The organism is Anaerococcus ihuae, assembly GCF_928368155.1.
Taxonomy (GTDB): domain Bacteria; phylum Bacillota; class Clostridia; order Tissierellales; family Peptoniphilaceae; genus Anaerococcus; species Anaerococcus ihuae.
In genome coordinates, this window is sequence record NZ_CAKMRU010000003.1 from 109077 (window position 1) to 135682 (window position 26606).

The following is a 26606-nucleotide window of genomic DNA, read 5'->3' on the forward strand; positions in this document are numbered from 1 at the left end:
ACCCATCTCGACCTTGTGGAGAGATCTCATTTATTGACTCTATCTTAATTTTCATCTATGAGTTCTCTTTTAATTTATGCGATCGATATGGGTTTTAATTTTTTATTTTTTCTTCTTATATATCTTCTGTCAAATATGGCTTTCCACTAGCCTTTGGTGCTCTTGATTTTTTGTTAAATAAAATCAAGAAAATTAAAATTGAAATGTATGGAATCATTGAAATAAATTCCATTGGAAGGCTTATGGTTGTTCCTGTAAGATAGGTTGCTATAGCTTGGGTTAGTCCAAAAAATAAAGATCCTATCAAAACTCCTTGTGGTCTCCAATTTCCAAATATTACACAAACAAGGGCAATGTATCCTTGTCCTGCAATTAAAGTTGGAGAAAATACACTTACTACTGCAAGTGACATGCTTGCTCCTCCAAGTCCTCCCATAAATCCTGAAAACATAACTGCAAGATATCTAATTTTTTTCACAGAAATATCCAATGTTTCAGCTGCTTTTGGGTGTTCACCAACTGCAATAAGCCTTAGGCCCCATTTTGTTTTATATAAAAATATATAAATCAAAATTACAGAAATTAAAGCTATATAAACTGTTGCATATTGGGAGAAAATATTTTTTAATCCCTGATTTTTAATTAAGCCGTCAAATAATCTTGGGATTTTATTTTCCAAAGGAATTGATGGGGTTTGAGTTGCACCATCAAAAAATAATCTTGCCAAAAAAAGTGCCAAACCTGGTGCTAATGTATTTATTGCAATACCAGAAATAGTTTGATCTCCTGCAAAAGTTACTGAAACCAAAGCGTGAATCAAGCCAAAAAACATTCCTGCAAGGCCTCCTGCAAAAAATCCTAGCCAAGGATTTCCAAAATAATATCCCACAGTCGCAGCAACCAAGGCACCAATTGTCATCATTCCTTCAAGTCCAATGTTTACAACTCCAGATTTTTCACTCATCATTCCACCTAGGCCTGTCAATAATACCGGTGTAGCATTTGAAAGTGTATTTCCAATTATTAATCCTAAAACTGTCAAATTAAGCATTATTTCCCGCCTTTCTATTTTTCCTTTTGTTTGCTTTCGCTTTTATAATTCTAAATATCAAAGGAATAGCTGTAAATAAAATTATTGTACCAATTATTATAGAAATTAATTCGCTTGGAACTCCCATAGTTCTTTGTAAATTACTTCCTGCATATTTCAAAGATCCTAAGAATAAACCTGAGAAAATACAACCGATTGGATTATTTGATGCCAAAAGTGATACGGCAAGTCCGTCAAATCCAAAATTTTCCATAGCTGATAAAAGTGGAAGTGAATAAGTATATCCCATAACTTGTGTTACTCCTGCAAGGGCACACAAGGATCCAGATATTGCCATAGACTGGATTATTTTTTTGTTTGCATCGATTCCACCGTACTCACTTGCTTCTCTATTTAATCCTACGGCTTTTAATTTGTAGCCAAGAGTGGTTTTTTCAAGAATAAACCAAATGATAATTACGCTTAAAATAGCAAAAATTATTCCCAAATGAATTGGAGCCCTAAAAAATTTCCCAAAAAATCCATCAAATTTTTGGCTCGCATTTGTAACAAGGGTTACTTTTGCTGAATCATTTATGTCAAATGTTCCCATTGAATTTGGTTTTTGATAGCGATAAACTATAAAATTTTGAAAATAAAAGGCAACCCAGTTTAGCATTATGGTTGAAATTACTTCGTGAATGCCAAATTTTGCTTTTATAAATCCTGCAAGTCCTCCATACAAAAATCCTGCCAAAAGTGCAACGATTATTGTAACAATAACATGGATTATTGGAGGAAGTTTTAGCAAGTATCCTAACAAAAATCCTACAGTTGAACCTATTATAAATTGTCCCTCAGCTCCCATATTAAATAGACCTGTTTGAAAGGCAAAACAAACTCCAAGACCTGTAAGAATAATTGGAGTTGAATTTACAAGAGCCCAACCTATATTTCTTGGGGACTTAAAAATTCCTTCAATCAATTTTCCATAAGCTTCAATTGGGTTGTAACCTGTAAGGGATAAGACTAAAGCTCCAACCAAAAGACCCAAGATTATTGATACAAGAGTAAATAATAATTTTGAATTTGAAAAAGATTTTTTTGATTTTGTTTTATTATTCATGATCTCCTCCTGCCATTAATCTTCCTACTTCGTATTCATCAGTTTCTTTTGGATCAAGCTCTCCTACAATTTGTCCATCATATATTACGCAAATTCTATCAGATAAGTCCATGACTTCATCTAATTGGAAACTTATTAATAAAACTGCCTTACCTTGATTTCTAAGTTCAACCAAATATTGGTGGATAAATTCAATCGCCCCAACATCAAGTCCTCTTGTTGGTTGGGCAGCAATCAAAAGATCAGGATCGTTTGTAATCTCCCTTGCAATAATTACTTTTTGTTGGTTTCCACCTGAAAGGCTTCCAGCTTTTTCATTTATATCATTTGGTCTAATATCAAATTTTTCAATCAAATTATTGGCATTTTCTTCTATTTTATTGAAATCTAAAATTCCATTTTTTGAAAAATCCTTGTCCAAATTTTCTAAAATCAAATTATCCTTGATTGAATATTCCAAAACAAGGCCTCTTTTTTGCCTATCTTCTGGAATTTGGTTCATACCAAGATCAATCATATTTCTAGGATTTTTATTTGTTATATCTTCGCCCTTTAAACTGACTTTTCCTTTTTCGGCTTTTCTCATTCCAGAAATTGCATCAATTAGTTCAGTTTGACCGTTTCCATCAACTCCTGCAATTCCTAAAATTTCGCCTTTTCTAATAGAAAGGTTTAGCCCTTTTACCTTATCAACTTTTCTATTATCCTTAACCCAAAGATTTTCGATTTTAAAAATTTCATCTCCAAGATCAATTTTTTCTTTTTTAACATTAAAGCTTACATCACGACCGACCATTTTTTCTGCAAGATCGGCTTCGCTTACATCTTTAACCTTAACCTTGTCTATATATTCACCCCTTCTTATTATGGTGCAAGTATCTGCCATAGCCTTAATTTCTTTTAATTTGTGGGTGATAATTATAATTGATTTCCCAAGCTCAGTTAATTTTTCAACTATTTCAATAAATTCATTAATTTCTTGGGGTGTCAAAACCGCTGTTGGCTCATCGAAAATTAAAATATCTGCTCCATGATATAAGGCCTTTAAAATTTCTACTCTTTGTTGTTGACCAACTGAAATGTCTGAAACTTTACTATCAGGATCTATCAAAAGTCCATATTCTTGGCTTAATTTAAGAACTTCTTTTTTTGCCTTATCTCTATCAATGAAAGAATTTTTTCCTTCATAGCCTAAAATTATATTTTCTGTTACTGTAAAAGGTTCTATCAACATAAAATGTTGGTGAACCATTCCTATGCCCATTTTTATTGCTTTTTTTGGTGAATTATTAATAATTTCTTCACCTTTAATGTAAATATCTCCCTCATTTTGTGGAAACATCCCATACAAAATATTCATAAGGGTAGTTTTTCCTGCTCCATTTTCTCCGAGCAAGGCATGAACCTCACATTTGTGAAGATCAAAATCTACTCCCTTTAGAACTTTTTTATCTCCAAAACTTTTATGAATATTTTTTAATGAAACAATAGGGCTTTCATTTAAATACTTATCCATATTACCTCACTACTAATTTAGATTTACCTAAACATTTATTTGTAAAAAAGAGCTGTTGCAGAATGAATATCCTATTCATAGTTTTGCAACAGCTCCTTTTACAAAATCCTAATACATTTTCACTTATTTATCATAACCCATTGATTTGAATTCTTTTTCGTTTTGTGGAACTTTGATTTTTCCATCAACTATTTGATTTCTTAAATCTTCTACTTTATCTTTTACTTTTTGGTCAACTAAGTCGTTATCGCCGTAAGCTATATCCAAAGCATCTCCATCTTTAAGTGAAAAGGCTCTTGTTTCTCCACCTTTGAATTTTCCGTCACTGTAATCATCAATTGTTAATTGAACAGCTTTTCCAACTCCTTTAACTGTTGAAACTAAAATATTATCTGGAGCTTCATCTTTTTGGTCACGGTCAACGCCGATTACATATTTATCATTTTCTTTTGCTGCTTCAAATACACCAATTCCTGTACCACCAGCTGCGTGGAAGATTACATCTGCACCCTTTTGATACATTTGGTTTGCTATATTTTTTCCTTTTGCTTGGTCTGCATAGGAGTTTGCATATTGAACTTGAACTTCTATGTCTTCGCCTTTTTCTTTTGCTGCTTCTTTAACTCCTGCTCTGTAACCATATTCAAATCTATCGATTACTGCTGATTCCATTCCACCAACAAATCCTACATTGTTTGATTTTGTTGTCATACCAGCAATATATCCAACTAAAAATGAATTTTCGTGGTCTGCGAATGTAATTCCTAGAAGATTTTTGATTTTATCAGGATTTGCATTATCAATTATTGCATAATTTTGATCAGGATTATCTTTTGCAGCCTTGCTTGTTGCATCGTAAAGTGCATATCCTACTGTAAAAATAATATCTGATTCACTATCAAGAGCTGATTCAAGGTTTGGTTGGTAATCAGAATCTTTGTGTGATTCGATATAATCAAATTTAACTTTTCCATCTTTTTCGTATTCTTTTAAGCCTTCATAAGATGATTGGTTAAAAGATTTATCATTTATTCCACCTTGGTCAGTTACCATGGTTGCTGAGACTTTTGCTTCTTTTCCGTTTGAAGCTGTTGAAGCGTTATCAGAATCTTTTTTTGATCCACAAGCTGTAATGCTTAGTGAAAGTGCTAGAGTTAAGGCTCCAGCCATAATTTTTTTAATTTTCATTTCTCCCCCTTAAAATTAAAAAATAGTTTTTCTTTACAAATCTATTTTATATGAATTTTATAATAATGTCTAGCTATTTGGATTTTTCAAAGCTTATTTTTAAAGTGAAATATAAGTTTTTAATAAAAGGAAAAGTTCCATCAAAGCATTTTCATGACATCTTTCGTAACCATGAGATGCAGAAATTCCACACCCAACCAAAGCATGCCTATAATCATAAGCTGAACTCATGGCAGCTGATGCATCAGATCCATAAAATGGATAAATATCAATAGCAAAATCTATGCCAATTTTTTTGGCTGTATTTATCAAATCATTTGTCAAATCAAAATTGTAAGGACCTGATGAATCCTTGGCACAAATTGAAACCTTCCTATCATTTGTTTTTAAATCATCGTAAACTACACCCATATCAACTGCAATCATATCTTTTATTCCAGATGGATGGCCCGAACTTGCCCCGTGTCCAACTTCTTCGTATGTTGTAAACATCATGTAGATATTTCTATCAAATTTCAAATTTTCTTCTTTAATTTCTTTGGCAAGGGCAAGCAAAACTCCGCTTGAGGCCTTATCATCAAGATGGCGTGATTTTATAAAACCATTTGAATACCTAAATCTTGGATCAAGAGCAATAAAATCTCCAGGATTTATCCCGAGTTTTTCAACATCTTCATCACTTTCTACAATTTCATCAAGGACAACTTCCATATCATCAAAATTTCTTTTTGAAATTTTTGGCTCTTCCGATCCATGAACTGAAGGTTCATTTAGTCTAAAAACTCCTTCAAATTCCTTTCCATCTCTTGTAAAAATTTTTACATTTTCAAATTCTGCATAATTTAGTGGAAATCCACCAAGACTTGTAACTTGTAGTCCACCTTCTTCTTTTATGCTTCTTACCATTAAACCCAAGGTATCTATATGAGCTGATAGCAAAATTCCATCGTCTTTATTTTTTTCATCAAAAAAAATCGGAACGATTACATTTCCCTTGTTATTTTGGTAAGGTTCATATCCCAAATTTTTAAATTCATCCATCAAATATTTTTCACATTTTTTTGTAAATCCTGTTGGTGATGGCCTTGTGCATAAATTTTCTATATAAGAAATAATTGTTTTCTTGTCCATTTTTTCTCCTTTAATTTTTATATTTTTATTATAGGTTAAAATTTTTTCTTTGTAAATTTTAAAAAATTTAAAATATTTATTTGTAATCTAAAAATTATTATGCTATAATATGAGTGTAAACATTTTCACAACTAAATATAAAAGAGACCTTGCAGCAAAATTTTTTCCTAATATTTTTTGTTGCTTTTTTTATATTTAGTAATAAAATAGGAGGTTATTATGAGAGACATAATACTAGGTGAATTTTTTGGAACAATGTTACTTATTTTATTAGGAGATGGAGTTGTTGCAAACGTTCTTTTGAATAAGAGTGGACAAAAAGGTGCAGGTCCTGTTCAAATTACTTTTGCTTGGGGTCTTGCAGTTATGGTACCAGCTTGTATCTTTGGCGCTTTGACAGGTGCTCATTTTAATCCAGCCCTATCAATTGCCCTTGCATTTAATGGTGGAATCGAATGGAATACAGTTCCTTCATACATAATTGGACAAATGCTTGGAGCTTTCTGCGGAGCTATTTTAGTTTATATTTTATTCAAAGATCATTATGATGCTACAAGCGATGATCCATTAACAGTTAGAGCAACTTTCTGTACAGCTCCAACAATCCCAAATACTTTTAGAAATCTTTTATCAGAAATAATCGGAACTTTCGTTTTAGTATTTGCTATTTTAGGATTCGGTAATGTTGAAGGTGCAGGATTAGGTGGAGTTGACAAACTATATGTATTTGGTCTTATCGTATCAATTGGTATGAGTTTAGGTGGACTAACAGGTTATGCAATTAACCCTGCAAGAGATTTGGGACCAAGAATTGCTTATGCAGTATTACCTTTCAAAAACAAAGCTGATCCTAACTGGGGATATGGATGGATTCCTGTTGTTGGACCAATAATTGGTGGTATCTTAGCAGTTCCAGTATTTAATTTTATATTTTAATTATTTATAAAAATTTAAGAAAAGAGAAGAATAATATGTATGACATTATAGTAATCGGCGCTGGTGTAACCGGAGCATCAATTGCAAGAAGACTTTCTAGGTATAAATTAAATATTTTGATTTTAGAAAAAGAAATTGATGTTTCTATGGGAGCAAGCAAGGCCAATTCCGCTATAGTTCACGGTGGATATGCTGAAAGCCACGAAGAGCTAAGGGGAAGAATTTGCTACAAGGGAAGAGTGGAATTTAATAAGTTAAACCAAGAGCTGAACTTTGGATTTTTGGAAAATGGATCTTTGGTTTTGGCTTTTGATGAAGATGATAAAAAAGAACTTGAAAAACTCTACAAAATGGGTCTTGAAAATGATCTTGACGATATAAAAATAATTGATCAAGAAGAATTGAGAAAAATCGAACCAAATGTATCCGATGATGCAATCGCAGCCCTTTATTGTAAAGGGGCTGGTGTTTGCTCACCATACGAATACGTTATTGCCCTTGTAGAAAATGCCATAGAAAATGGCGCCGAATTAAAACTTCAAAGTGAAGTTGTTGATATTAAAAAAGAAGGAGAAACTTTTAAAGTAAAAACTTCTGATGACAATATTTATGAAGGAAAATTTGTAATAAATGCTTCTGGACTAAATGGAGCAAAAATTTCAAGTATGATCACAGAAACTGATTTTACAATCCATCCAAGAAGTGGTGAATATCTACTTATGCAAAAAGGAACTGGTGAGAAAATAAAACAAGTTTTATTCCAAACACCTTCTCCAAAATCAAAAGGAATTCTTGTAACAAGAACCTACCACAACAACCTTCTTCTAGGCCCTGATGCCATTGATGAAGAAGAAATTGATCTTGGAACTCACATTGAAAGGCTTGCAGAAATTTACAAGCTTGGATTAAAATCTGTAAAAGATAATGTAATAGATTTGAAAAAATTTATCCGCTCTTTCGCAGGACTTAGACCTGCTTCATCAACGGGAGATTTTATAATAGAAAATACCAAAACTTCTGGTTTTATAAACGTTGTAGGAATCCAATCACCTGGAATAACTTCATCACCAGAGGTTGCAAAAATTGTTGAAGGAATTTTGAAAGATTTGAATTTGAAATTAGAAGAAGATCCTTCCTACAATCCTAATAGAAAACCTATTATTAAATACAAGGAACTCAAAGATTTTAACAAGGTTAAAGATAAAATTGACCTTCCACTTGGAAATCCAGAAAGACTTGTTTGTAGGTGCGAACAAGTAAGCGAAAAAACAATAAGAGATGCAATGAACAGAGGCATCCCTTGTTTGACATTCGACTCAATAAAAAGACGTACAAGATGTGGAATGGGCTTTTGCCAAGGAAATTTCTGTAGAGATAGGGTTATAGAAGTAATGGAAGATGAATCAGGAGAAAAAATAAAATCAAACAAATTCGACTCAGAACATTCTGGAATTTCTAGAATAAATAAAAAAGATATCAACGAATTTATTAAAGAATTAGAAGAAAAATAAGAATATGCTAGGATTAATTTCCTAGCATATTCTTATTTTTACGATTTTCTAATCCAACTTTTCAAATTGTCTTGTTTCTTTATTGTACTTATAATGGTCTTTTCCACCTTTTCTTACACTTCCTTTTGGATTTTCGCCAAGTTTATTAGTTTCATCTACAAACATATCCTCATCACTTTGATAAAATTCCATAACTTCTCCAGAAATATCAGGTTCATATACCTTATTATTTTTTACAGAAAATATAAAGCTATCAGTTTTTGGACCTCCATTATTTGTTATAATGGATAAATATTGGTCATCTCCTGCTTTTATCAATTTATTATTTTTGACACTTATATTAAAATAATTGAGGTCACAAACCTTGGTAATTTGCATATTTTCATCAATAAAAAATAAATTTCGTTCATCTTCATTTTCACCATTTCCAACTACAAAAGCTGCAAGTTTTCCATTATTATCATAATCACCTATATAGACAAACTCTACCCCGTTATCATTTGTATATAAATTTATATTTTCTCTTATAAAAGAATCTAGTTTTTTATATTCATCAGTATCTTCTATATTCTCATAATCAACTTGATCTTTCTTGTCGCTATCTTTTACTTCATTATTATCTTTATAACCAAATTCTTTAGCTTTTTTGTAGAATTCTTCTTCACTTAATCCAAGCATATCAATAGGCTTTAATTCATTTTTCAATTTGTCAAATTCTTCATAAGTAAATTTCTCTTCTTTTTGAGGATCAATCATCATAGCACCTAATGAATCAACACCATTCGGAAAGTTTTTACTTATTTCAGAAGTTCTCTCACCAGTTTTTGTATCAAAATTTTCAACCATCAAAGATCCATATCCCTTTGAACCTGGTTTATAAATATAATTTGCCAACAACTTATCATCAACCTTATTTATACCTATAATTTGTTTCATGACATCATCAAAAATATAGAGATTTCCATCATTATCCTTGTATAAATAGTCTGAAACTACTGAAGTTTGTCCCATTTGAAGTTCATTAAAGGTCCTATAATTTCCACTTCCAACATATTGAACAATAGAATAAATTCCAACACCATCCATCTTCTTTGATAAAACTAATAAAGGATAATCAAAATCTTTATGATCAATAATATTAAAATATAAAGCTCCATTAGAGTCTACTTCATTTAAATACGATTCACGATTTTCACCACCAAAACTGTCAATCCTGTAAGGGATTTTAGAATCAATTATATCTTTATAACAATCTATAAATGAAAGGTCGTCATATTTTTGATTTTTTATATCTTTACTATCCTTAACATTTGAAGAAGAATTTTTGTCTTCATTGCTAATAACACTTTTGATATTTGAATTATTAGAATAATTTTTAACATCTTTCATTTTCCCACAAGATGTTAAGGACAAGGCGAGAAAGATTACTGGTACAATTTTTTTCATATTTTTTTACCCCTTTATATAAAAATGTTTTCTTATTATTTATTATATCATTTAAATTTGATTTATAATACTAAATAAATAATTTCAACCAAGAAAAAAGTGCCATAATTTGGCACTTTTTTCTTGGTTTCCCTACTTACTAAAACTTATTCTAGAATCCTGTTGCTGATTTGAAGAAGAAATATCCTAGTGGTGTGTAGTACATTCCTTTGATATTTGGTTTCATCATGTATGGATTTACGTAGAAATAAATTGGAGCAACTACTGAATCATCTTTTATTAGAATGTCTTCAGCCTTGTGCATATTTTCCATTCTTTCGTTTTGATCTGATGTAGCTTTGGCTGCTTTTACATACTTATCGTATTCTTCGTTTTTGTATTGAGCGTCATTATTTCCGCCGCCTGTTAACCACATATCAATAAAGCTCATTGGATCGTTGTAGTCAGCAATCCATCCGTGTCTTGCTATGTTGTAGTTTCCTTCTTTTCTTTCTTTTAAGAATACATTCCAGTCTTGGTTTTGAAGATTAACTTTAACACCAAGATTTTCTTGCCACATATTTTGTAAAGCTTCTGCTATAGCCTTGTGGTTGTCGTCTGTGTTGTATAGGTAATCAATTTGTGGGAAGCCTTCGCCGTCTTTAAATCCAGCTTCTTCCATAAGTTTTTTGGCTTCTTTTATATTTTTTTCATATTCATCAGATTTTACTGAATAATAATCTCCACCAACTGTTCTAAAGTCGTCTCCTTCAGCACCTTTTGCATCATAAACTCCTGCTGGTACAAAACCGCTAGCAACTTTTTCTCCTCTTCCTGTAACTTGATCAACTATAAAGTTTCTATCAATTGCAAGTGAGAATGCTTTTCTAACTTTAGGATCATTAAATGGTTTCTTTTCTGTATTGAAACATACAAAATATGTTCCTACGTATGGTAGAGTTTTCAATTCTTTTGTATCTAGAAGTTTTTTAATTTCTTCTTGTGGTGCTGAGTTTACAAAATCCAAATCTCCTGATCTATAAGCTGCATAGATTGCGTTTTGGTCATCTTGTAGGTGGAAGGCTAATTTTTCTGCCTTAACTGAGTCAGCATCATAATATTCTGGGTTTTTAACCATTGTTAATGTTTGGTTGTGTTCCCATTTTTCAAGTTTGTAAGGTCCTGATGATACTAGAGTATCTGGAGAATTTGTCCAAGTTTTATTTTTTTCAACTATGTCTTTTCTTACTGGCATTACTGCTGGAAAAGCACAAATCTCTTCAAAATATGGACATTTTACACTTAAGTTTACTACAAATGTTTTTTCATCTGGCGCTTCTATGTCAAGTTTTTTCTCGTCATATCCTTTTACCATATCAAGCATGTATTCATAATCTGCTCCGGTTTTTGGATCAACTAGTCTGTTCCAAGCATAGACAAAATCATCTGCTGTAATTGGTTTTCCATCTGACCATTTTGCATCTCTTAATTTGAATGTCCATTTTAATCCATCTTCAGAAACATCCCATTTTTCTGCAAGACCTGGTTTTAAAACTGCATTTCCTTTTCCATCATCATCCCATCTGATTAATGATTCAAACAAGTGAGAAATCATCAATCCACCGTCAGCTGATGTGTTCATTTGTGGATCTATTGTTTCTGGTTCTGAAGCAATATTTATATCCAAAACTCCATCTTTCTTTCCTTCTTCTTGGTTTGTAGCAGCATTTGAATTGCTACTGTCGTTATTTTTGGCATTATTTCCTCCACATCCTGTAAATAACATAGACAAACTCAACAAGCCAACTAACAATTTAGCCTTCATTTTCATTTTTTATACCTCCTAAATTATGACAACTTACATAGTGTCCTTCTTCTACTTCTCTAAACTCTGGCTCTTCCTTCTTACAAATTTCTGTCGCATATGGACATCTTTCATGAAACCTACAACCTTTTGGCGGATTAATCGCCGATGGAACTTCTCCTTCTAACTTTATTCTTTTTAAAGATCTAGTAAGTTTGGGATCTGGAACTGGTATGGCTGTTAGTAGGGACTTGGTGTAAGGATGAAGGGGATTTTCATATAATCTTTCGGCATCAACAAGTTCTACCATTTTCCCCAAATACATTACCCCAATCCTATCTGAAATATGTTTTACAACTGATAGGTCGTGAGCTATAAATAAATATGTAAGACCCATTTCATTTTGCATATCTTCTAGCATATTTACAATTTGAGCTTGAATTGAAACATCCAAGGCTGAAATTGGCTCATCACAAACTATAAATTCTGGCTCAACTGCAAGAGCTCTTGCAATTCCTATCCTTTGTTGTTGTCCTCCTGAAAATTCGTGAGGATATCTATTTGAGTGTTCTTCATTTAATCCTACTGTTCTTAAAAGTTCATTTATTCTTTCCTGCCTATTTTTTTTGTATAGACCGTGAATATCCAAAGCCTCTCCAACAATTTCTTGAACTGTCATTCTCGGATCAAGGGATGCTGATGGATCTTGGAAAATTATTTGCATTTTTCGTCTTAGTTTATACATTTCTGGGCGAATATTTTTCTCGCTATCAAAAATAGTTTCTCCATCATAAATTATTTTTCCACTTGTTGGCTCGTGTAATCTTAAAATTGTTCTTCCAAGTGTAGTTTTTCCACAACCGGATTCTCCTACAATTCCAAGAGTTTCTCCTTTTCTTATAAAAAAGGATACATCGTCAACTGCATGAACTTCGCTTACTTTGTTAAAGGAAGATTGAACTGTAAAATGCTTTACTAAATTTTCACATATTAATAATTTATTATCTTCCATTTACTAGCTCCTTTATGTGTAGGAAACATTTTGACCTGTGTCCTTCGCCCATTTCAACCATTGGTGGTTCTTTTTTAAGACATATGTTCATACAAGATTCACACCTAGTTGAAAATCCACATCCTTCTGGTGGATTTAGCATATCCACTGGAGTACCTTTTATACTTTCAAGTCTTACTTGCTCTTTGGAATCAATCCTTGGCATAGATTTTAAAAGTCCCTTTGTATAAGGATGTTGTGGGTTATAGAAAATATCTTCTACACTTCCCTGTTCTACTATTCTTCCTGCATACATTACACTAACTGTATCGCAAATTTGTGCAACTACTGCAAGGTTGTGAGTGATAAAAATTACACTCATTTTTGATTTTTTTTGAAATTCTTTTATTAATTCAAGAATTTGAGCTTGAATTGTTACATCAAGGGCTGTTGTCGGCTCATCTGCTATCAAAATATCCGGCTCGCAAATAAGACCCATTCCAATCATGACCCTTTGTCTCATTCCTCCGGATAATTCGTGAGGATATTGTTTCATACGTCTTTTTGGATTTGAAATTCCAACTTTATCTAGCATATCAACTGCTCTTTCGTAGGCTTCATCTTTTGAACATTTTTTATGAACCAATAAGGCTTCCATAAGCTGATTTCCTACTGTATAAACTGGATTTAGGCAAGTCATGGGATTTTGAAAAATCATAGAACATTTTGCCCCTCTAAAATCACTCATTTTATTTTTATCATAATCAAGAACATTGTCTCCCTTATAGAGAATTTTTCCTGATTTTACCTTGCCTGGATCTTGTAAAAGTCCCATTATTCCATAACTTTCTACCGATTTTCCAGAGCCTGATTCTCCAACTATTCCCATAATTTCATTTTCATGTAGGGTATAATTTATTGAATCAACTGCCTTCACTTCTCCAACAGGTGTGTAAAATGATATGCTTAAATCTTCAATTTTTAAAACTTCTTTTTTATTTTCATTTATATTTTCCATAAGCCACCTATTTTTTTAACCTTGGATCTAAGGCATCTCTTAGTCCATCTGCAAATAAATTCAAAGATAAAATCATCAAACTTAATAATAAGGAAGGAATAATTAACCTATAAGCGTAAGAATAAATTCCTCCAAGAGCATCTGCCGCCAAGGCTCCAAGTGAAGTCATTGGTGCCGAAACTCCAATTCCCAAAAATGATAAGAATGATTCTAGAAATATTGCTGATGGAATTTGCATGGCAGTCATAACTATTACTTGTCCAATACAATTTGGAAACAAGTGCCTTCTAATTATTCTTTTTTTAGAACCACCCAAAGCTTCAACCGCTGTAACAAATTCTTGTTTTTTTAGCATTAAAACTTGCCCTCTTATAATCCTTGCCATTCCTACCCAATAAAGTAGTCCAAAGGCTATAAATATTGAAATAAGAGCAGGGCCCAAAACCGATATTTTTTTTGCAAATTCTGATGTTGATGAGTTTACAAATGATTTTAATGGTTGAGATATACCAATTGATAATAAAATTACAACAAGCACATCTGGAATTGAATAAATCAAATCCAAAATCCTCATCATTATAGCATCAACTCTTCCCCCAAAATAACCTGAAACTGCTCCATAAATTGTACCAATTACAAGAACAATTAATGATGCAAAAATTCCAACTATTAAAGAAACCCTAGTTCCATACATTGTACGAACCATCAAATCTCTTCCTAATTTATCAGTTCCAAAAGGATACCTAAGACAAGGAAATAAATTCTCATCTCCCCTGTATTGGGTTGTGTAATCTCCCTTAACCAAAAGTGGTCCGATAAAGGCAAATATACAAACAATTATCAAAAATCCAATAGAAACCATAGCAACCTTATTTTCTTTAAGCCTTCTTAAAGCATCTTGAAAATAGGAAGTTGGAGGAGTTTTGGTCATGAAATTTTCTTTTGAACTTTCTGATGCAAGTTTAAAATCGTCAGACGAAAATTCATAATCTTCTAATTTTAATTTTGAATTTAAACTAAATAAATTTTCCATACTAATCTCCCTTTGTCAAATCGATTCTTGGATCTATAAATCTGTATAAAATATCAACAACCAAATTCATAACAATTACCATAAAGGCAAAGAAAAGTGTTGTTGCCATTATTATTGGATAATCCCTATTTAAAACTGAGTTAATAAAATATCTTCCAAGACCTTGAACAGAAAAAACTGATTCAACAACCATAGATCCTGTAATAATTCCTGCAGTAAGTGGTCCAAGATAAGTCAAAACTGGGATAAAGGCATTTTTCAAAGCGTGTTTAAATAAAATTTTACTTTCAGGAACACCTTTAGCTCTTGCAGTTCTAATATAATCTTGACCAATAGCATCAAGCATTGACGATCTTGACAACCTTGCTATGTAGCACATTGGATAAAATCCCAAAGAAAAACATGGCATAAAATATGAACCAACAGTGTTAAGTCCCATTGTTGGGAAAATTTTTAATTTTACACCAAAAAATAAAAGTAAGAGAGTCGCTACTACAAAGCCAGGAGCCGAAATTCCTATAGTTGTCAAAACCCTCAAAAATGAATCCACCTTCTTGCCCCTGTTATAAGCTGCAAGAGCCCCCAAGGGAACTCCCACTAAAGTCGCCCACAACAAAGCAATCAGTCCAAGTTTTACACTTGTTGGAAGCATTTCCTTAATAATATCCATAACTGGTCTATCTTTTTGCATTTTCAAAGAAACTCCAAATTCTCCTTGAACAGCATTAACAATAAATCTTTTTAGTTGAACAGAATAAGGTTGGTCCAAACCATATTTTTTATTTAAAGCCTCTAGCACCTCAGGCGATTGAGTTTTTTCGCTGGCAAAAGGTGAACCAGGCACGAGTTTCATGAGAAAAAAAGTTATACAAGTAACCAAAAGCAAAACTGCTATCGCTTGTAAAATTCTCTTAATTATGTACTTAATCATATTTCCTCCTTGTTGTATCTAATTATATACTTTATCAAATTAAAATGCAAGCACAATAAAGCTTTAGTGTGATATCGTTTTAAGTGTTTATTTATCAACTTTAAATCAGTTTATCTTGAAAATAAAACAAAATATTTTTTCAAAAAAATCTATTTATTTTAAAATTATTCTTGTTAAAATCAAATATTAAAATAAAAATTTAATAAATATTTGTTTCGAATACAATTTCTACAAAATTTTAAATGACCGCTTAGGAGATTTAATCTACCACTTGTCCAAATTTTGTAGTTAAGGCAAAAATTTTCATGTATTATATAAACATAAGGAGGGTCTAATGAAAGTCGAGTTAATAATTGATGAGAATTTGGATGAAAATATTATAAAAATTTACGCCAATTCATACAACAAAGATATTGAAAATATAAAAAGAAGCCTTGAGACTACAAATATCAATAAGCTTGTTGTTTTTAAAGATGATGAAATTTATCTTTTGGAATATGAAGAAATAATAAAGTGTATAAGTAAAAACAAGGGCGTATTTATTGAAAGTAAAAACGGTGAGTATAAGTCAAGAATGAGATTATATGAGCTTTATGAAAGATTTGATAAAAATAAATTTATAAAAATTTCAAGATATGAGATTATAAATCTTGATTATGTAAAAAAATTAGATCTTTCTTTTAAAGGAACTATAGCAGTAGAATTTAAAAACGGAAGCATTTCCTATGTTTCCAGAAGATATTTAAAAGAATTTAAAAAAGCCTTAGGCTTTTAGGAGGAAATTATGAAAGATTTAAAAAATTTATCAAAATCATTTTTAATTGGTATTGGAATTGGAAATATTATAGAAATTGCAATCTCCCTTCTACTGGGAAAATTAACCATTGGTGTCCCTGAATTTTTAAATGGACAAGACTCTCTTTTAAAAGCAAGAATAATCGAGCTTATCTTATACGGTAGTTTTGGAATAATGTCTTTTATTGGAAATAAAATAATAAAAGAAGATAATTTATTAAAGGGAAGTCTTTTACATTTTTTGCTTGTAGCCATATATTTTGTAATAATAGGATTTTACCTAAAATGGTTACCTGACATAAAAACAGCCCTTCTATCTTTAGTATTTTTTATTCTAATATATTTGATAATTTGGTCAATAATATATTTTTCAACAAAATCTGAGATTGAAAAATTAAATAAAAATTTTAAATAAAATAAAAGTGATGAGCTAAAAATTATTTTATGCTCATCACTATTGTTAGTTAATGCTATTTAATTTACTTTCTATTTGCTGTAGCTATTAATGAGATTCCGGTATCTGCTATATTTTCTATAACTACATCTCCAACATGAACAGGGGCTTTTATTTTTACCTTATTTATTTCATCCATTGCCTCATTCATTTTATTTTTTGGAATTGCATCGGCAGTTTTTACTGAAACTGAATATTCTTTTCCACCATCAAGTTTTACAGTTGATGTAACAACCCTAACTGGATTTTTTACTTCGTTTCTAGCGTAAACCTCTCCTCTTTTACAGGTATTTCCTGTAATATCAGTAATATTTCCTTCTTCATCCATTGTTACTGTCACAAGGCAGCCTAGAGGACAATTTATACAAGTTAAATCCTTTTTCATATTTCCTCCAATTTTATTTCTATTTCTTTTGTATCTTCATTTATATCTTTTTTCTTTAAAATTAAGTTTTCCATCTCTCCTGGAGCATAAACTAATTTTCTTTTCTTTGTCACTTCTTTGCCATCGACAAACATTTTTAAAATTCTATTTTGATAAACATTGTTTACTCTAAACCTAATTATAGCTTCATCTTGCATGGTATCTGGATTTATATATTGTGGTAGTGTATAAGAGATTCCATCCCCTGCCTTTAAATAAATCGCTTCTGTTTGAGATTTTTGGAAATTATCTTTAATATAATCTGCTGCGTTTTTGGCTGCAAGTTCACTTTCTTCTGTTACATAATCTACCAAATCGTGAACGTGAAGAACATTTCCTGCTGCAAATACTCCATCAACATTCGTCATTAGCCTATCTGAAACTACTGCACCCTTTGTTTTTGGATCAATTTCAATTTGAGCTTCTTTGGTAAGTTCGTTTTCTGGTAAAAGTCCTACTGAAAGTAAAATTGTATCGCAGTCAAAATGTTTTTCTGTTCCAGGAATTACTTTCATATTTTCATCTACTTGTGAAAGGGTACAACCTGTAACTCTTTCATCTCCTTCGATTGATGAAATTGTTGTATTGAAATAAAGTGGAATTCCAAAATCATCTAGACATTGAACAATATTTCTTTTTAATCCTCCAGAAAATGGCATAATTTCAGCAACACATTGAACATCTGCTCCCTCTAGGGTCATTCTTCTTGCCATGATTAAACCTATATCTCCAGATCCCAAAATAACTACTTTTTTTCCTGGCATATAACCTTCAAGATTTATCATTCTTTGGGCTGTTCCTGCTGAAAATACTCCTGCAGGCCTGCTTCCTGGAATATTTAACGCTCCTCTTGGTCTTTCCCTACAACCCATTGCAAGAATAACTGCCTTTGGTTTTAAAGTAAACATTCCATTTTCTTCATTCATCAAAGTTATAGTTTTATCATTTGCAAAATCTATTACAATAGTATTTAAAAGAACATCAATATCTCTTTTTTCAACTTCATCTATAAATCTTTGAGCATATTCTGGACCTGTAAGTTCCTCATTAAATCTGTGTAAACCAAAACCATTGTGGATACATTGATTTAAAATTCCTCCAAGCATTTCATCTCTTTCAACAATAAGTATGTTTTCAATTCCTTCATCATAGGCACGAGCAGCAGCTCCAAGTCCTGCAGGACCTCCACCTATTATTACTAAATCATAATTTTTCATCTTAAATGCTCCTTACTTTACATGTCCTTTTATGTAGTAAGAATCTTTTCCATTTTTTACTACATCGTCATAGTTTTCGCCCAATTCTCTTGCAAGTATTTCCATAACTCTTGGTAGACAGAATCCTCCTTGGCATCTTCCTGCTGTGGCTCTTACTCTTCTTTTTACACCATCAACAGTTCTTGCACCAAGAGGTCTATTAATTGCATCTACAATTTCGCCTTCAGTTATAGATTCACACCTACAAATAATTTTTCCGTATCTCTTATCTTTTTTTATTAATTTATCATGTTCTTCAAGACTTAATTCGCTAGTTTTTGGAGTTGGTTTTCTATCATAAGTGAAATCTTTGTTTTCTTCTAGATTTAATTTTTCACTTACAAGATTTGCCATATATTCTCCAATAGCTGGAGCTGAAGTAAGACCAGGAGATTCAATTCCTACACAGTCAAAAAATCCATCAAGGCTTTCTTTTAAAATAAAATCTCCACCTACTTCATGAGCCCTGTTTCCAGAAAATGATGTTATAACCATTCTAACAGGTACGTTTTTTACAGTGTGATTTGATTTTTCAATAACTTCTTCTATATGTTCTCTTGTTGAACGTCTATCGTGTTTATCATCAATAAAATCTGAAGTTGGTCCTACAAGAGTGTTATTATCAATTGTTGGAGTAACTAAAATTCCCTTACCTTTTTCAGTAGGAAGGTTAAACATAACGTGATTTACAAAGCCTTTTGTATCCTTATCTAAAAGTAAATATTCACCACGTCTTGCTTTTATTTCAAATTTTTCATCTGAAACTTGATTGTGAATTTCATCTGAATAAATTCCAGCTGTATTTATAACTGCCTTTGTTTGATATGTATTATTTTCAGTTGAAACTTCCCAATATCCATCTTTCTTTTCAGTTTTTACAACTTTTTCGTAAAACTTGTAATCAACACCATTTATATTTGAAACTTCTGCAAAGGCAATATTCATTAAAAATGGATCAACAATTCCGGCTTCTTTTGAATACAAAGCTGCAACAACATCATCTGTTATATTTGGCTCCATTTTTAAAACTTCTTCCCTATTTAAAATTTCCATGCCAGAAACGCCGTTTTCAATTCCTTGATCGTAGAGAGCTTGTAATTTTGGCATATCTTCTTCGCTATGGCAAAGTACAAAGGTTCCAATTTTTTTGTAAGGAAAATCTAATTTTTTGGATTCTTCTTCCATCATGTGGTTTCCTTTTACATTCATTTTTGCCTTCATTGTACCAGGTTCTGCATCATAACCACCATGGCAGATAGCAGAATTTGCTTTTGATGTTTCTGTACAAACATCCTCGTTTTTTTCTAAAACGAGAAATTTTCCTTTTTTCTTTGATAGTTGGTAGGCTATAGAAGTACCTGTGACTCCTGCTCCTATAATTATTGCATCAAACATATTTATTCCTTTCCCTTTAAATTCAAATTAAAAAAAAGCAAGTTAAAGTAGGTCATACTTTAACTCGCTTTCTCATCGCCTTATTTAACTGTTAATTTTATTATAATATAACTTTAACACTTTGTAAAATTATTCTTCGTAATGATTTGCCCAACCAAAGGCTCTTTGCATAGCTCTTTGCCAGTTTCTGTCTTTTTTATCTCTTTCTTCAATAGAAATTTCTGGATTAAATTCTCTATCTATTAGTCTATTTTCTTTAATTTCTTCTAGGTCTTTATAGAATCCTACTGCAAGTCCTGCCAAGTAGCAAGCACCAAGAGCTGTTGTTTCAAGAGTTTCTGGTCTTTCAACTTTTGTTTGAATCATATCTGATTGGAATTGCATTAAGAAGTTGTTTGCACTTGCTCCACCGTCTACTTTTAATTCTTTAAGTGGTGCACCAGAATCTTTTGCCATAGCTGTTAGAACATCATTTGTTAAATATGCAAGGGATTCAAGTGTTGCTCTTACAATATGATATTTGCTTGTTCCTCTTGTGATTCCTACAATAGCTCCTCTTGCATAAGCATCCCAATATGGAGCACCAAGTCCTGTAAAGGCAGGAACTACATAACATCCATTTGTATCGTCAACTTTTGTAGCCATATATTCTGTATCATCAGCAGCATCAACTATTCTTAATTGGTCTCTTAACCATTGGATAGCTGAACCTGCAACAAAGATTGAACCTTCAAGAGCATAATTTACTTTTCCTTCTTCAAGTCCCCAAGCTATTGTTGTTACAAGGCCGTTATCAGATTTAACTGCATCTTCACCTGTATTCATAAGTAAGAAAGCACCTGTTCCGTAAGTATTTTTTGCATCACCTTTGTTAAAGCATGTTTGTCCAAATAAAGCTGCTTGTTGGTCACCTGCCATTCCTGCTATTGGAATTTCGCCATCAAAATATCCAGCAAAAGTATTTCCATAAACACAGCTTGAAGGTTTTACTTCTGGAAGCATACATTTTGGAATATTTAGAATTTCAAGAAGTTCATCATCCCATTCTAGTGTATGGATATTATAAAGCATAGTTCTTGAAGCATTTGTATAATCTGTTACATGAACTTTTCCACGAGTTAGGTTATAAACTAACCAAGTATCAACAGTACCAAATAAAAGTTCTCCGTTTTCTGCTCTTTCTTGTCCATTTTCAATATGGTCTAAGATCCATCTTATTTTTGTAGCTGAAAAATATGGGTCAACTACAAGACCTGTTTTGTTTTGAATTGTTTCTCTATAACCATCTTTTACTAATTGATCTGCCATATCAGCAGTTCTTCTACATTGCCAAACGATTGCATTGTAAACTGGTTTTCCAGTTTCTTTTTCCCAAACTATTGTTGTCTCTCTTTGGTTTGTAATTCCTATAGCTTCGATATCTTTTGATTCAATTCCTAATTTTGCTATTGCTTCAGTACAAACTCCAAGTTGAGTTGACCAAATTTCTGTAGCATCATGTTCAACCCAGCCAGGGTGTGGGAAAAATTGAGTAAATTCTTTTTGAGCAACAGACATTATTTCACCTTTTTTATTAAATAAAATTGCTCTGTTACTTGTTGTTCCAGCATCCAACGCCATAATATACTTTGTCATACAAACTCCTTTACATTTTCCAAACATTATAATTTGATGATGATACAGCGACAGCCTTTGAATTTAAAGCATCAAAAACATCTTTTTTGTCTTTAATTAGACCTCCCGCAATAATAGGAATTGATGTTCTTTTGTCAATATCATCTAGTATTTTTGGCATAATACCGGGAAGTATTTCAACAAGATCACAATTTGCTTTTTTTAAAGTTTCCTTTACATTCGCATATGATAGGGAATCAAGTACAAAAAATCTTAGTATAGATAAAAGTCCTATCCTTCTTGCATAAGCAGCATTTTGGCTTCTTGTTGTAATAATTCCATCGGCATTTGTGTATTTTTTGATAAATGATGATGATAAGGATGAAGATGAAAGTCCTTCAATAAGGTCTTCATGTACAAAAACGATTTTATCGTGATCTTTTAGTTTTTCAACTATATTGGGAATCGTTTCAATATTCCCATAAAGAACAAAAACTATTTTATTGTTTTTGTAATCATTTTTTATACATTCTTTTAAATCTGCATTATCTTTTATTGCCATAATACAAGGATTGTCAAAAAGCAAATCCATTATATCCATCATTTTCCTCCAAATACACAAAGCGAGCCCATATCAAAATAGGTGCTCGCTTCTCCAAATATATTTATTACACCCTTATTGTAGCACATAATATTTTTTATTGCAAACAATTTCATCTGATTTTTTTCTAAAACTTTATATTTTTAGCATTCCGTATTAATTCAGACTTTTTTGATTTTTTTTGTTTTTATTATTTATTGAAATCATTTTTTATTTGAAAATTAAAATAAAAAATGTTGCAAAATTTTATTTTAATTTTGCAACACAAATTCTTATTCTTTTGTAAATAATTCTATTTCTTCTTCACTTAATTCCCTATATTGACCCGGATTTAAACTTTGGTCTAATTGTAAATCTCCAATTGCAAGTCTTTTTAAACTTACTACTTGGTTATCGTTGTTTGAAAACAATCTTTTTACCAAGTGAAATTTTCCTTCTGTTACGTATACATAGGCTTTTTTGTCTTCAATGATTTCAAGTTTTGCGCTTCTTGCATAATAATCATCTTCTTTTATATACACGCCTTCTTTAAAAATTTCTACAAGGCTTGGATCAATTTTTTTTGACGTTTCTACCTGGTATTTTTTCCAAATATTTGAATTTGGACTAATTACTCTGTGGATAAATTTCCCATCTGTTGACATTAATAAAAGTCCTGTCGTATCTTTGTCAAGTCGTCCTGCTATTGCAAGGTCTAAATTTAAATAAAATTCATCCAAGTCACTCATTACAGTTCCATCAAGTTCGTTTGATTGGCAAATTAAGCCTTCTCTTTTGTTCATCATTATATAAATATTTTCAAAATAATCTACAAGCTCTCCCATATATAAAACTTCATCCAAGTTTGGGTCAACTTTTACTGATGAATCTTTTATAATTTCTCCATTTATTACAAGTCCGCCTTTTTTTGCATTTTTCTTTATATTTTTTCTTGTATCAAGATTGGCATTTCCAATCATTTTATCTACTCTCATTATCATTTTTAACTCCTAATATTTTTCTTACATTTTCATCTAATTCCAAAAAGTCTTTGGTAAAATCTTCTAAATATTCTTCGCCTTTGGGCGTTATATAATAATATTTTCTTTTTGGTCCAACTTTTGACTTCTCTTTTGATGAAAATATAAGAGCTTTTTTTGAAAGTCTTTGCAAAATAGGATAGACTGTGGATTCTGTCATATTATAAAAACCATTTAGCCTCAAAGTTTCAACTATTTCATAGCCGTATGTTTCTTTATCTTTAATTATTTTAAGAATTACCCCTTCGATAAGTCCTTTTAGCATTTGAGATTTCATTTTATCACCCAAGAACATTGTATTACATAGTAGATCTTAATCAAGCTCTATTGCAAAAATAAGCCATCGGACAGAATTTGCATTCTTTTTTGTCAGCTGTCCTTATTTCTATATTTTTTTCTACTATATTTTTTCCTATTTCGTCAATATATTTCATATTAAAATCTGATTTTTTAACTTCTATTAGCTTGTCTTCTTCTATAAAATATAAAAACATCTTCCCTACTTTTTTATTATTATAGACTAACAAATTGTAGTAAGTAAGTAGCTGGTTTTTGTAGGATGAAAGATTATTTTCATTTATTTTTCCAGTTTTTATGTCAATAATGCTCCCATTTTCAAGGATTATATCTATATTTCCTTGGAGTATATAAAAATTTCTATCAAGTTTTATGTTCATTTCAGATTCTTTAATGGGGAAATTTCTATTTATAAAATTTGCTATAGGCTTTTGAAATTCTTTGTTTTCTTTTATAAATTCATTTATTGTATCATAAGAAAGATTTTCTTTTTTTATATTCGTAAGATATTCGGCAAGGCTGTGAACTTTTGATCCAAAATCCACCGCCTTGGTTTTTTCTTTCCTGTATTCCAACAACCTTATAAATTTATATTTTAAAGGGCAAGATTTGTAAATTGAAATATCTGTTGTGTAAGCCAAAATTTCTTTTTTTACACTTTCCTCCTTAAATTTAAAATCAATTGTCTTTAAAATAGAAGATGAATTTAAACTTGATGTGAAAGACTTCATGTAGGAATTTTCTGAATTATCCAAAATAACCAAAAGATTTTTTGCTCTTGTAAAGGCAGTATAATATTTTCTATAATAATTTTTTAGAAAATCACTTTCTTTTTTTCCTTCAAGTTTTGGACTAAAAGAATACCTATCTTTTCTTGGATTATCATTTAGGCTTGAAACAAAGACAACATCATATTCAAGGCCTTTTGCTTGGTGGATTGTTGAAAAAATTACTGAATTTTTTGGACTATCAAAATTTTCAAATTCACTTATGGCTGAATTTTTAAAAAGATAAAAAATATAACCATAAATTAAGTCGATAGATTTTTTATAAAAATTAATATCAAAACCACAAAGATTTGTAAAATCCGAAAGAATTGATGTGAATTTTCCTATATTTGAAAGCTTTCTTATAGAATTTTGATTTTCTAGACTTTTATCCAAAATCTCTTTAAAAATTTCAAGACCAAAAGCCTGGTACAAAATCTCAGTGTAGGATTTGTTTTCACTTAACTTTAATTTTTCTTCCTTTATATAGGCATTTAATTCTTGGTTTTTTGTAAATTCCGCATCATCAAAAATCCCCCCTATATATTTTTTGAAATTTGTCTCTTGGCTCCACTTATATTTGTCAGGATTTGACCCTGTGAGCTTATTTGGTTTTTTTGAAAAAATTGACAATATCACATATAGGCAAAGTCTAATTTCTCTTCTTTTAAAAAATAATTTTGAGGATTTATTTAGGACATTTATGCCATGATTTTCAAAATAAGTTTGCAAGGACTTTGGATAATCTCCATTTAGTGAAGGAAATAAGAAAGCAATTTGGTTTAAATTTATTTTTTTATTTAAAAATTTCACTATATTTTCAATATTTTCATATTGATTTGCCCTTGCCCTTACAAGAGAATTCTCATTTTTTTCCCCATCATTTGCCCTTAAATCTTTTATTTTTTCAAGGTCAAAGGCCTTTGAATTTACAAGAAAATCTTTGGACTTATCTATTATTTCTTGATTTGATCTGTAATTTATATCTAGATTATAAAAATTCGCCTCTTTTTTTAGATTTTTCTTACAAGCCTTGTCAAAATCTCTTAAATTCCTTGGACTTGCTCCCCTAAAGGAGTAAAGAGCTTGGTCATCATCTCCAAAAACCATAAGATTTTTCCCCTTACAAAGGCCAAAGGAGATTTCTTCCTGGATAGTATTTGTATCTTGGTATTCATCAATTATTACAAAATCTATCCTATCCCTAATTTTTTTCCCATAAAGTGGGTCATTTAATAGGTCGTAGAAATTTTTCAAAATCATTTGGTAATTTATAAGCTTATTTTGGTCAAGAAAATTCGCCCATTTCAAATAAATTTCAAGAGCTAAATTATCACGAGGATTATCCGAATCACGAAGATCATTTAAATCGACCAAATTATTGCTAATACTTGCAAAAATCCCTTGGATTTGACCCACCTCATTGTAGGAAATAAATTTTGAAAAATTTGGAATATTTTCAAAAATCCCCATATTTTTTTCAATCAAATATCCCTCAATGTGGGAATCAATAACTGTGGGATCAAAAATATTTTGACCAAAAGACTTGTATTCTTTTAAAAAAGAAAGGGCAAGAGAATGAAAATTTCCAATTAACATATTGGAAGTATCAGCCTCTATATTTTCTTTTTTAAGATTTGACTCAACCCTTTCAATCAGCTCATTTGCAGCCTTTTTGGTAAAAGTTGTAACAAGAATTTTATTGGGACTAATCCCATCATTTTTTATTAAAGAAATTATTTTTTGAACAATTGTAAAAGTTTTTCCAGTCCCAGGACCTGCAAGAACCGCAGCCGGAAGCCTTGCATCATCGATGATCTTTTTTTGTTTTTCATTTATCATAAAATCAACTCATACACATATCTTTTAGATCTTCTGATTTTATCATCAACTGTACAAATTCCAATTTTTTCAAAAGACAATTTGCTAATTAAATTTTGCATTTTAAAATTATCTGGGTGGGTGTCAATCCTTATTGCCTCCATTTTTAAATTTTTCCCATATCCTATAATTTCATCAAAAAACTTCTTAGCAACTCCTTTTTTCTTTGCACTTTCTCTTACACTTAGTCTGTGAATTGTTAGATATGGTCCGTGATTTTTAAAATCCTTTTCAATTTCCCTATAATCTTCTTCATAATCCTTCTTCAAATAAGCAAAAGATAAAATTTTCCCATTTTCCTCATAAACAAAACTTTCTCCTGTCAAAATATTTTCATAAATCCCCTTTCTATCAGGAAGTCCATTTTGCCATTGGTCAACTCCATCTTTTTTCAAAGCTTTTTTGCCGTCATTTATAATTATCATAATTTCATCTAAGTCTTTAATTTCTGCTATTCTCATAC

The 26606-nt window shown here is 31.1% G+C and carries 24 protein-coding genes; 4 read left to right on the forward strand and 20 right to left on the reverse strand.

What is annotated here, in order from left to right; translation table 11 throughout:
- Window positions 1-115 precede the first annotated feature (115 nt).
- The 5 genes from L6653_RS07805 to L6653_RS07825 all read right to left on the reverse strand — a co-directional run bounded on the left by L6653_RS07805 (window position 116) and on the right by L6653_RS07825 (window position 5991).
- On the reverse strand, window positions 116-1051 hold the full coding sequence (locus tag L6653_RS07805) for an ABC transporter permease (protein WP_058989783.1): 936 nt from the start codon (window positions 1049-1051) through the stop codon (window positions 116-118).
- Window positions 1044-2156 (reverse strand): ABC transporter permease, encoded by a 1113-nt coding sequence (locus tag L6653_RS07810; RefSeq protein WP_058989782.1) that lies wholly within the window; start codon window positions 2154-2156, stop codon window positions 1044-1046. The genes L6653_RS07805 and L6653_RS07810 overlap by 8 nt, the downstream gene beginning before the upstream one ends.
- Window positions 2149-3672, reverse strand: a complete 1524-nt coding sequence (locus tag L6653_RS07815) for an ABC transporter ATP-binding protein (RefSeq protein ID WP_236786500.1) — start codon at window positions 3670-3672, stop codon at window positions 2149-2151. The genes L6653_RS07810 and L6653_RS07815 overlap by 8 nt, the downstream gene beginning before the upstream one ends.
- Window positions 3673-3795: 123 nt before the next feature.
- Complete coding sequence (locus tag L6653_RS07820; protein ID WP_236786503.1) at window positions 3796-4860, reverse strand: BMP family lipoprotein; 1065 nt, start codon at window positions 4858-4860, stop codon at window positions 3796-3798.
- 99 nt (window positions 4861-4959) lie between these two features.
- Window positions 4960-5991 (reverse strand): M42 family metallopeptidase, encoded by a 1032-nt coding sequence (locus L6653_RS07825; RefSeq protein WP_236786506.1) that lies wholly within the window; start codon window positions 5989-5991, stop codon window positions 4960-4962.
- A gap of 219 nt (window positions 5992-6210) precedes the next feature.
- Here L6653_RS07825 and L6653_RS07830 point away from each other — a divergent pair, with 219 nt between their 5' ends.
- Window positions 6211-6927, forward strand: coding sequence for an MIP/aquaporin family protein (locus tag L6653_RS07830; RefSeq protein WP_236786508.1), 717 nt, complete (start codon window positions 6211-6213; stop codon window positions 6925-6927).
- Between the two features lie 35 nt (window positions 6928-6962).
- Window positions 6963-8438 (forward strand): NAD(P)/FAD-dependent oxidoreductase, encoded by a 1476-nt coding sequence (locus tag L6653_RS07835; RefSeq protein ID WP_236786510.1) that lies wholly within the window; start codon window positions 6963-6965, stop codon window positions 8436-8438.
- 48 nt (window positions 8439-8486) lie between these two features.
- Here L6653_RS07835 and L6653_RS07840 read toward each other — a convergent pair whose 3' ends face one another.
- From L6653_RS07840 to L6653_RS07865, 6 genes are all read right to left on the reverse strand, one after another.
- Window positions 8487-9884 (reverse strand): hypothetical protein, encoded by a 1398-nt coding sequence (locus tag L6653_RS07840; protein ID WP_236786512.1) that lies wholly within the window; start codon window positions 9882-9884, stop codon window positions 8487-8489.
- Between the two features lie 151 nt (window positions 9885-10035).
- Entirely contained in the window at window positions 10036-11694 is a 1659-nt protein-coding gene (locus tag L6653_RS07845) for a peptide ABC transporter substrate-binding protein (RefSeq protein ID WP_236786514.1), read from the reverse strand.
- On the reverse strand, window positions 11678-12679 hold the full coding sequence (locus L6653_RS07850) for an ABC transporter ATP-binding protein (protein WP_236786516.1): 1002 nt from the start codon (window positions 12677-12679) through the stop codon (window positions 11678-11680). The genes L6653_RS07845 and L6653_RS07850 overlap by 17 nt, the downstream gene beginning before the upstream one ends.
- Window positions 12669-13676 carry an ABC transporter ATP-binding protein gene (locus tag L6653_RS07855; RefSeq protein ID WP_236786518.1) on the reverse strand — a complete coding sequence of 336 codons (1008 nt, stop codon included), beginning with the start codon at window positions 13674-13676 and terminating at the stop codon, window positions 12669-12671. The genes L6653_RS07850 and L6653_RS07855 overlap by 11 nt, the downstream gene beginning before the upstream one ends.
- A 7-nt stretch (window positions 13677-13683) precedes the next feature.
- Entirely contained in the window at window positions 13684-14709 is a 1026-nt protein-coding gene (locus L6653_RS07860) for an ABC transporter permease (protein WP_236786520.1), read from the reverse strand.
- A 1-nt stretch (window position 14710) separates the two neighbouring features.
- Window positions 14711-15640 carry an ABC transporter permease gene (locus L6653_RS07865; protein ID WP_236786523.1) on the reverse strand — a complete coding sequence of 310 codons (930 nt, stop codon included), beginning with the start codon at window positions 15638-15640 and terminating at the stop codon, window positions 14711-14713.
- A gap of 334 nt (window positions 15641-15974) precedes the next feature.
- Here L6653_RS07865 and L6653_RS07870 point away from each other — a divergent pair, with 334 nt between their 5' ends.
- Both L6653_RS07870 and L6653_RS07875 read left to right on the forward strand, forming a co-directional pair.
- Window positions 15975-16415: a LytTR family DNA-binding domain-containing protein gene (locus L6653_RS07870; RefSeq protein ID WP_236786526.1), complete on the forward strand. Its 441-nt coding sequence runs from the start codon at window positions 15975-15977 to the stop codon at window positions 16413-16415.
- 9 nt (window positions 16416-16424) lie between these two features.
- On the forward strand, window positions 16425-16850 hold the full coding sequence (locus L6653_RS07875; protein WP_236786529.1) for a DUF3021 family protein: 426 nt from the start codon (window positions 16425-16427) through the stop codon (window positions 16848-16850).
- Between the two features lie 64 nt (window positions 16851-16914).
- Here the strand turns inward: L6653_RS07875 and L6653_RS07880 are convergent, their stop codons facing one another.
- From L6653_RS07880 to L6653_RS07920, 9 genes are all read right to left on the reverse strand, one after another.
- Entirely contained in the window at window positions 16915-17274 is a 360-nt protein-coding gene (locus L6653_RS07880; protein ID WP_236786532.1) for a DUF1667 domain-containing protein, read from the reverse strand.
- Window positions 17271-18530: an NAD(P)/FAD-dependent oxidoreductase gene (locus L6653_RS07885; protein ID WP_236786533.1), complete on the reverse strand. Its 1260-nt coding sequence runs from the start codon at window positions 18528-18530 to the stop codon at window positions 17271-17273. Before L6653_RS07885 ends, L6653_RS07880 begins: the two co-directional genes overlap by 4 nt.
- 12 nt (window positions 18531-18542) lie before the next feature.
- Entirely contained in the window at window positions 18543-19964 is a 1422-nt protein-coding gene (locus tag L6653_RS07890; RefSeq protein ID WP_236786536.1) for an NAD(P)/FAD-dependent oxidoreductase, read from the reverse strand.
- A gap of 129 nt (window positions 19965-20093) precedes the next feature.
- Window positions 20094-21599, reverse strand: coding sequence for a glycerol kinase GlpK (glpK, locus tag L6653_RS07895; RefSeq protein WP_236786539.1), 1506 nt, complete (start codon window positions 21597-21599; stop codon window positions 20094-20096).
- Window positions 21600-21609: 10 nt separating this feature from the next.
- Window positions 21610-22182 (reverse strand): glycerol-3-phosphate responsive antiterminator, encoded by a 573-nt coding sequence (locus tag L6653_RS07900; protein ID WP_236786542.1) that lies wholly within the window; start codon window positions 22180-22182, stop codon window positions 21610-21612.
- Window positions 22183-22451: 269 nt separating this feature from the next.
- Window positions 22452-23159 carry a pseudouridine synthase gene (locus L6653_RS07905; protein WP_236786545.1) on the reverse strand — a complete coding sequence of 236 codons (708 nt, stop codon included), beginning with the start codon at window positions 23157-23159 and terminating at the stop codon, window positions 22452-22454.
- Window positions 23140-23475: a PadR family transcriptional regulator gene (locus L6653_RS07910; protein WP_236786548.1), complete on the reverse strand. Its 336-nt coding sequence runs from the start codon at window positions 23473-23475 to the stop codon at window positions 23140-23142. The genes L6653_RS07905 and L6653_RS07910 overlap by 20 nt, the downstream gene beginning before the upstream one ends.
- Before the next feature lie 40 nt (window positions 23476-23515).
- A complete protein-coding gene (locus L6653_RS07915; protein WP_236786551.1) occupies window positions 23516-26104 on the reverse strand; it encodes an ATP-dependent DNA helicase in 2589 nt (862 codons plus the stop codon).
- Window positions 26101-26604, reverse strand: a complete 504-nt coding sequence (locus L6653_RS07920) for a GNAT family N-acetyltransferase (protein ID WP_236786554.1) — start codon at window positions 26602-26604, stop codon at window positions 26101-26103. The genes L6653_RS07915 and L6653_RS07920 overlap by 4 nt, the downstream gene beginning before the upstream one ends.
- Window positions 26605-26606: the final 2 nt, after the last annotated feature.